6 protein-coding genes, 1 tRNA gene and 1 pseudogene are annotated in these 7,088 nt (G+C 71.9%); 2 read left to right on the top strand and 6 right to left on the bottom strand.

The genetic code is table 11. The annotated features are described in order from the left end of the window. The 5 genes from L0B03_RS11580 to L0B03_RS11560 all read right to left on the bottom strand — a co-directional run. The coding region (locus L0B03_RS11580) for a Nif3-like dinuclear metal center hexameric protein (protein WP_250445939.1) at positions 1–679 on the bottom strand (679 nt) is incomplete at its 3' end. Positions 680–754: 75 nt separating this feature from the next. After that, positions 755–828 (bottom strand) — tRNA-Val (locus tag L0B03_RS11575). A gap of 17 nt (positions 829–845) precedes the next feature. Further along, positions 846–1,355, bottom strand: coding sequence for an Imm26 family immunity protein (locus L0B03_RS11570; RefSeq protein WP_250445938.1), 510 nt, complete (start codon positions 1,353–1,355; stop codon positions 846–848). Then, positions 1,352–1,822 (bottom strand): peroxiredoxin, encoded by a 471-nt coding sequence (locus L0B03_RS11565; RefSeq protein ID WP_250445937.1) that lies wholly within the window; start codon positions 1,820–1,822, stop codon positions 1,352–1,354. The genes L0B03_RS11570 and L0B03_RS11565 overlap by 4 nt, the downstream gene beginning before the upstream one ends. A gap of 20 nt (positions 1,823–1,842) precedes the next feature. Beyond that, positions 1,843–2,274: a DUF3052 domain-containing protein gene (locus tag L0B03_RS11560; protein WP_250445940.1), complete on the bottom strand. Its 432-nt coding sequence runs from the start codon at positions 2,272–2,274 to the stop codon at positions 1,843–1,845. A 329-nt stretch (positions 2,275–2,603) separates the two neighbouring features. On the opposite strand from L0B03_RS11560, the gene aceE reads away from it, so the two are divergent. Then, a complete protein-coding gene (aceE, locus tag L0B03_RS11555; RefSeq protein ID WP_250445936.1) occupies positions 2,604–5,345 on the top strand; it encodes a pyruvate dehydrogenase (acetyl-transferring), homodimeric type in 2,742 nt (913 codons plus the stop codon). 138 nt (positions 5,346–5,483) lie between these two features. On the opposite strand, the gene L0B03_RS11550 is transcribed toward aceE, so the two are convergent. Then, positions 5,484–6,167: a hypothetical protein gene (locus L0B03_RS11550; RefSeq protein ID WP_250445935.1), complete on the bottom strand. Its 684-nt coding sequence runs from the start codon at positions 6,165–6,167 to the stop codon at positions 5,484–5,486. Positions 6,168–6,315: 148 nt separating this feature from the next. On the opposite strand from L0B03_RS11550, the pseudogene L0B03_RS11545 reads away from it, so the two are divergent. After that, positions 6,316–7,088 (top strand): annotated as a pseudogene (locus L0B03_RS11545) (PucR family transcriptional regulator); the annotation flags it as partial.

Below are 7,088 nucleotides of genomic sequence, written 5' to 3'. Positions count from 1 at the left end.
CGTAGGGGTGGGCCGCACGGAGCGCGGCGAGGACAGCGGTGCGCAGCCGACGCGGGGCGATCATCTCCACGCGGGTCTCGGTGACCTGCGCCCGGACCCCGACGGCGCCGATCGCCGGCTCCGCGCCGGGACCGGGCACGAAGGTCCCCGAGCCCGTCGTCGTCCAGGCGCACCGGCTGTACTGCCCGAGGGCACCGGCCCCGGCCTCGGCCAGGGCGTCCACGAGGGCCTCGGCGTGCTCGGCGGGCACCAGCACCACGTGCTTGTCGACCGGCGCGCCCGGGACCGGGACGAGGGGCTCGAGGTCCACCAGCCCGACGGCCAGTGCCAGGGCCTCGGCGACCCCGCCCGGGGCGGAGTCCGCGTTGGTGTGCGCGACGTGCAGCGCGCACCCGGCCTGGATCAGGCGGTGCACCAGCCGTCCCTTGAAGGTCGTCGCGGCGACCGAGTGGACGGGACGGAGCAGCAGCGGGTGGTGGGTCAGGAGCAGGTCGGCCCCCCAGGCGATCGCCTCGTCGACCACCTCGGCGGTCGGGTCGACCGCGAGCAGCACCTTGGTCACCGGCTGGTCGGGGTCACCGCACACGGTCCCGACGGCGTCCCAGGACTCCGCCGTGCCGGGAGGGTAGCGGCGTTCGAGGATCGCGACGACGTCGGCGAGGGTCAGGTGCTCAGTCACGTGGTCGACGCTACCGGGAGCGTCGACCACCCCGGGGCCCCAGGAGCGAGCCGCGATGCAGCGGGGAGGTGCGGGTGGGCCCGGCCGGTCTCGAACCGACGACCTCCGCGGTGTAAACGCGGCGCTCTGACCAACTGAGCTACAGGCCCGACGACGATCGCACAGCCTACCGGTGGGTCAGGGCTGCGCGGGTGCGCGCCTCGAGCCGGGCCTCGTTCCAGATGGTCCACGGCTCGTGCTCCGCCGCCGCGGTGGCGCTGATGGGCGCGCCCACCCCGGAACCGCCGTGCCAGAGCCGCAGGTCGTCGTCGGCGCCCAGGACGAGGCGCACCTCGGAGAGGCGCGAGTCCCTCTCGGCGTCGTACTCGGGAGACACTCCCAGCAACGGCCAGCGCCTCTTGTAGATCCCGAGCCCGGAGAGGGCCACGGGGTCGAAGAGCCTCGGTGCCGCGGTCACCGCAGCGAGGTCGGTGGCCAGCTCGCCCACCAGGTCGAAGACCTCGACGAGGAACCCCGCGCCGCCGAGGTCGACGATCACCCTGCTGAAGCCGAACTCGGAGCTGCGTCCGGCGAAGGTCGTCGGGACGAACCGCTTCGTGATCGGCTCGTCGGCCAGGAAGAGCGGCACGGCGAAGACCGATCCCGGCTCGATCTCGACGAGCCGCCTACGGCTCATGCGAGTGCGGCGAGGGCCGCCCGGTAGGCGCCCACCTCGCGGGCGCGCCCCGCCGGGTTGACGACGCTCCAGCGGACGATCCCGTCGGCGTCGATGAGGAACGAGCCGCGGCGAGCAAGCCCTCGATCCGCGTCGAAGATCCCGAAGGCACGGGCCGCCTCGCCGTGCGGCCAGAAGTCCGAGAGCAGGTCGAAGGTGAAGCCCTGCTGCTCGGACCAGGCTCGCAGCGTGAACATGGGGTCGCAGGAGACAGCGAGCAGCCGCACCTCTGCCTGCTCGAAGTCCTCGAGGTTGTCCCGCAGCTCGCACAGCTCCTGGGTGCAGATCCCCGAGAAGGCGAACGGGAAGAACACGACAGCGACAGGTGTCCCGCGCAGCCCGGCGAGGCGCAGCGGTGTGCCGTGCGTGTCCGGCAGCTCGACGTCAGGGGCGACGTCCCCCGGGCGCAGAGCCGTGACGGACGCCATCGACGACGCGGCTTCGGGACTCAGCGCCCGCGGCCGCGGGTGCCCAGGCGCGTGGCCGACCAGTCCGCGGCGATGGTCAGGGTGCTGGTCGCGTGCAGGCCCGCGGTGGTCGCGGCCTCCTCGATGTCGCTGTGCCCGACGGTGCCTGCACGCCCGGGCTTGAGCGTGAGGAGCCAGATCGAGCCCCCCTCCTCCAGGACGGTCCGGGCGTCGACGAGGGCATCGGTGAGGTCGCCGTCGTCCTCACGCCACCAGATCACCACGACGTCGGTGACGTCGTCGTAGTCCTCGTCGACCATCTCGGACCCGGTGATCTCCTCGATCCCGAGGCGCAGGTCCTGATCCACGTCGTCGTCGTAGCCGAACTCCTGGACCACCTGGCCGGACGACAGGTTGAGTCGGGCTGCGCCCGCTCCGCTCTGGCCGCCCGCAGGCTCCGCGGTCGATCCCACTGGTGTGCCGTTCCCTTCGTCCGTCGTCTCGTGCCGCCGTGCCCGCACCAGGTGCTGGGCGGACCGCGGCTGCCACACGGTAGCCCACAGCATCCCGCACGCGTGTGGCAAGCGCCACATGCGGGACGGGTGTCGCGGACGTCACGTCCCATTTCCCGGATCAACCGGGCCTCCGGTGTGACTTTCCCCCGTCGGACGGCAGAGAATGGTCGGACGACCGCGAACCACCGGTGCTACGCACGCCCGGAGGCCGCGGGCCGACCCGAGCACCGGGCCGACGGCGTCCGACCGGACCCGGCGCCGGTGCGGACGACGAGGTGAGGTTGCTGGTGGCTGCACGTGACACGACGGGCCCGCTGATCAACGGTCTGCTCAGCCAGGTCCCGGACATCGATCCGGACGAGACCGGCGAATGGATCGAGTCCTTCGACGGCCTGGTGGACGAGCGTGGTGGGCCCCGGGCCCGGTACGTCCTGCTCAACCTGCTCAAGAGGGCACGGGAGCGCAACGTCGCCGTCCCGACCTCGATCAACACGCCGTACGTCAACACCATCGGCGTGCACGAGGAGCCCTACTTCCCCGGTGACGAGGTCGTCGAGCGCCGGTACCGCAGCTGGCTGCGGTGGAACGCGGCGGTCATGGTGACCCGCGCCCAGCGTCCTGAGATCAGCGTGGGCGGTCACATCTCCTCCTACGCCTCGGTCGCGACCCTGTACGAGGTGGGCCTCAACCACTTCTTCCGCGGCAAGGACCACCCGGGCGGCGGCGACCAGATCTACTTCCAGGGCCACGCGGCCCCCGGCGTCTACGCCCGTGCCTTCCTCGAGGGCCGGATGAGCGCCGAGCAGCTCGACGGCTTCCGCCAGGAGGTCTCGGCCGAGAGCGGCGGGCTGTCCTCGTACCCCCACCCGCGCCTCATGCCGGACTTCTGGGAGTTCCCGACCGTCTCGATGGGCCTGGGTCCCGCGTCGGCGATCTACCAGGCGTGGGTCAACAAGTACACGCACAACCGTGGCATCAAGGACACCGCCGAGCAGAACGTCTGGGCCTTCCTCGGTGACGGCGAGATGGACGAGCCCGAGAGCCGCGGCATGCTGCAGCAGGCCGCCCAGCAGGGGCTCGACAACCTGACGTTCGTCGTCAACTGCAACCTGCAGCGCCTCGACGGCCCCGTCCGCGGCAACGGCAAGATCATCCAGGAGCTCGAGGCCTTCTTCCGCGGGGCCGGCTGGAACGTCATCAAGGTCGTGTGGGGCCGCGAGTGGGACTCCCTGCTCAACGCCGACAAGGACCGCGCGCTGGTGAACCTGATGAACACCACGCCCGACGGCGACTTCCAGACCTACCGTGCCGAGGACGGCGCCTTCATCCGCGAGCACTTCTTCGGTCGGGACCCGCGCACCAAGCAGCTCGTCGAGAAGATGACCGACGACGAGATCTGGGCCCTCAAGCGCGGTGGCCACGACTACCGCAAGATCTACGCCGCCTACGCGGCCGCGCAGGCCCACACGGGCCAGCCGACGGTCGTCCTCGCGCACACCATCAAGGGCTACGGCCTGGGCAGCAACTTCGCCGGGCGCAACTCGACGCACCAGATGAAGAAGCTCAAGGCCGACGACCTCAAGACGCTGCGTGACTCGCTGCGCATCCCGCTGACGGACGAGCAGCTCGAGGCCGACCCCTACGCCCCGCCGTACTACCACCCGGGCGAGGACTCCCCCGAGATCCAGTACATGAACGAGCGCCGCAAGGCCCTCGGCGGGTTCGTCCCCGAGCGGCGCAGCCGGTACACCCCGGTCACCCTGCCGCCCGAGAAGTCCTACGAGGTCCTCGCCAAGGGCTCGGGGCAGCAGCAGGTCGCCACGACCATGGCCTTCGTCCGGCTCCTCAAGGACCTCATGAAGGACAAGGAGTTCGGCCACCGCATCGTGCCGATCATCCCCGACGAGGCCCGCACCTTCGGCCTGGACTCGATCTTCCCGAGCGCGAAGATCTTCAACACCCAGGGGCAGAACTACCTGGCCGTGGACCGTGAGCTGATGCTCTCCTACAAGGAGTCCGAGAGCGGGCAGATCCTGCACACGGGCATCAACGAAGCCGGCTCGGCCGCGGCCTTCCAGGCGGTCGGCACCTCCTACGCGACCCAGGGTGAGGCCCTGGTGCCGGTCTACATCTTCTACTCGATGTTCGGCTTCCAGCGGACCGGGGACCAGTTCTGGGCCGCGGGCGACCAGATGACCCGCGGGTTCATCATCGGCGCCACCGCCGGCCGCACCACGCTCACCGGTGAGGGCCTGCAGCACGCCGACGGGCACTCGCCGATCCTCGCCGCGACCAACCCCGCCGTGATCCACTACGACCCGGCCTACGGGTACGAGATCCGCCACATCGTGCGCGACGGTCTGCAGCGCATGTACGGCGAGGACTCCCGCGACCAGAACGTCATGTACTACATGACGGTCTACAACGAGCCGATGACGCAGCCGGCCGAGCCTGAGGACGTCGACGTCGACGGCATCCTTCGGGGCATCCACCGGGTGCACACCACCGAGGGCGAGGGCCCGCGGGCTCAGATCCTCGCCTCGGGCGTCGGGGTGCCGTGGGGCCTGGAGGCCGCAGAGCTGCTCGCCGAGGACTGGGGCGTGCGGGCCGACGTCTGGTCCGTCACGAGCTGGAACGAGCTGCGCCGCGACGGCATCGCCGCCGAGGAGCACAACTTCCTGCACCCGGCCGAGGAGCCGCGCACCGCGTACCTCACCGAGAAGCTGGCCGACGCGCAGGGACCCTTCGTCGCGACGACCGACTTCGACCACCTCGTGCCCGACCAGGTGCGCCAGTGGGTCCCGGGCGAGTACGCGACCCTGGGCGCCGACGGCTTCGGCTTCTCGGACACACGCCAGGCCGCACGCCGTCACTTCAAGATCGACGGGCCGTCGACCGTGGTGAAGGTGCTCCAGCTCCTCGCGCGACGTGGCGAGGTCCCGGCCGACGCCCCGGCGCAGGCCATCGAGAAGTACCGCATCCACGACGTGCGTGCAGGCTCCTCGGGGGTCGCCGGCGGCGACGCCTGACCCCTCGGGCCGGACGGGGATCGCCTCCCGTCCGGCCCTGGGCCCGCGCGCGACACGCATGACGAAGCCCGGTGCACCTGAGGGTGCACCGGGCTTCGTCATGACTGCGGGGTCAGCGCCCGCGACGGTCGAGCGGGATCAGGTGCCCGTGAGGTGCTGCTCGGCCTCGGCCACCGTCTGGGCGAGCTCGGCCTTCAGGTCCGCGACCTCGCGCTGGTCGGGGTAGAGGTCCAGGGCCTGCAGGTGCTGCTTGGCCTCGAGCGGGCGATCGGCCTCGATCGCGGCGAGCACCAGGTGCCGAGCGATCTCGGGGGTCTGCTCGCGCACCCGCCAGTGCCCCACGCCGAGCCCGAGGGCGTCGACCGACGCACCGGCCTCGCGCAGGACGAGGAGGCCTTCGGCCAGGGCGTGGCCCGTGGTGTCACGCTCGGCGGCCGTGGCCAGCCGTCGGATCGCCCCCTCGTGGTCGTCGTGGATCGACAGCCGCGCCAGCTCGACCAGGGGGTACCAGGCGCGCGGGTGACCGGCGAGCTCCTCGGCGAGGGCCCAGACCGCGAGGTCCGCCGCGCGCTGCTTCTCGACCTCGTCCTGCGGGGCGGTCAGCGGGTCGCCGTCAGGCCCGACCTCGGCCGCGCGCCGACGCACGATCTCGGCGAGGGCCTGGAAGGCACGGACGTCGTTCGGGTCCTCCCCCAGCATCGCGCGGACGGCGTCCTCGTGGACGGTGTCGCGGCGTCGGACGGAGGTCGGGCGTCGGACGCCGACCCGCGATGCCGACACCGGTCGGCGGATGAGGCGACGGAGCCGTGGGAGCAATGCCATGACCCGACGATAGCCGCACTCGCCCCTGAGCACCGGTCGACCGACACCCCGGTCCTCCTGGTCTGGGGCATCGCACTCCCGCGCCTGTTGTGCCCTCCCTACAACTGGGCGGCACCCCGAGCACCCCGCGGGCCCTATGCTCGCTGCCATGTCAGGGACGGCCTCGCGCGACCAGGCGCACACGCTGCGCCGTCTCCACGACGGCAGCGGCCTCCTCTCGGCGGCCGCCCTGCGCAAGCTCGACGAGACCCTGCCCTGGTACCGCGCGCTCCCGGCCGAGGACCGCTCCTGGGTGGGCCTGGTCGTCCAGGCCGGCATCTCGAGCTTCATCTCGTGGTTCTCGGACCCGAGCACCCCACCGCACGGGGCCAGCGACATCTTCGCCGCGGCCCCCCCGGAGCTGACCCGCTCGATCTCGCTCCAGCACACCCTGCAGCTCGTCCGTCTCATCGTCGAGGTGGTCGAGGACCACAGCGACCGCCTCGCAGCCCCGGGCGGCGAACGCGACCTGCGCGAGGCGGTCCTGCGCTACTCCCGCGAGGTGGCCTTCTCCGCGGCCGAGGTCTACGCCCGGGCCGCCGAGGTGCGGGGGGCGTGGGACGCACGCCTCGAGGCCCTCGTGGTGGACGCCCTGGTCCGTGGGGATGCCGACGACGCCCTGCGCTCCCGCGTCGCAGCCCTCGGGTGGAGCGGCCACGGCAGCGCCATCGTCATGGTGGGCACCACCTCCTCACCCCTCGACGAGGTCCGCGCGGCCGAGCTGCGCCGGGCGACCCGTCGTGCCGCGGACGACGCCCTGGTCGGGATCCAGGGCGAGCGCCTCGTCGTCGTGCTCGGCGGGGACGGAGACCTGCGCGCCGCGGCAGCCTCGCTGCTGGGGCGCTTCGGGCCCGGCCCCGTCGTGCTGGGACCTGCGGTCAA

It is taken from the genome of Actinotalea sp. C106, assembly GCF_023630195.1.
Lineage (GTDB): Bacteria > Actinomycetota > Actinomycetes > Actinomycetales > Cellulomonadaceae > Actinotalea.
This window is presented reverse-complemented; position numbering and strand designations above follow the sequence as displayed.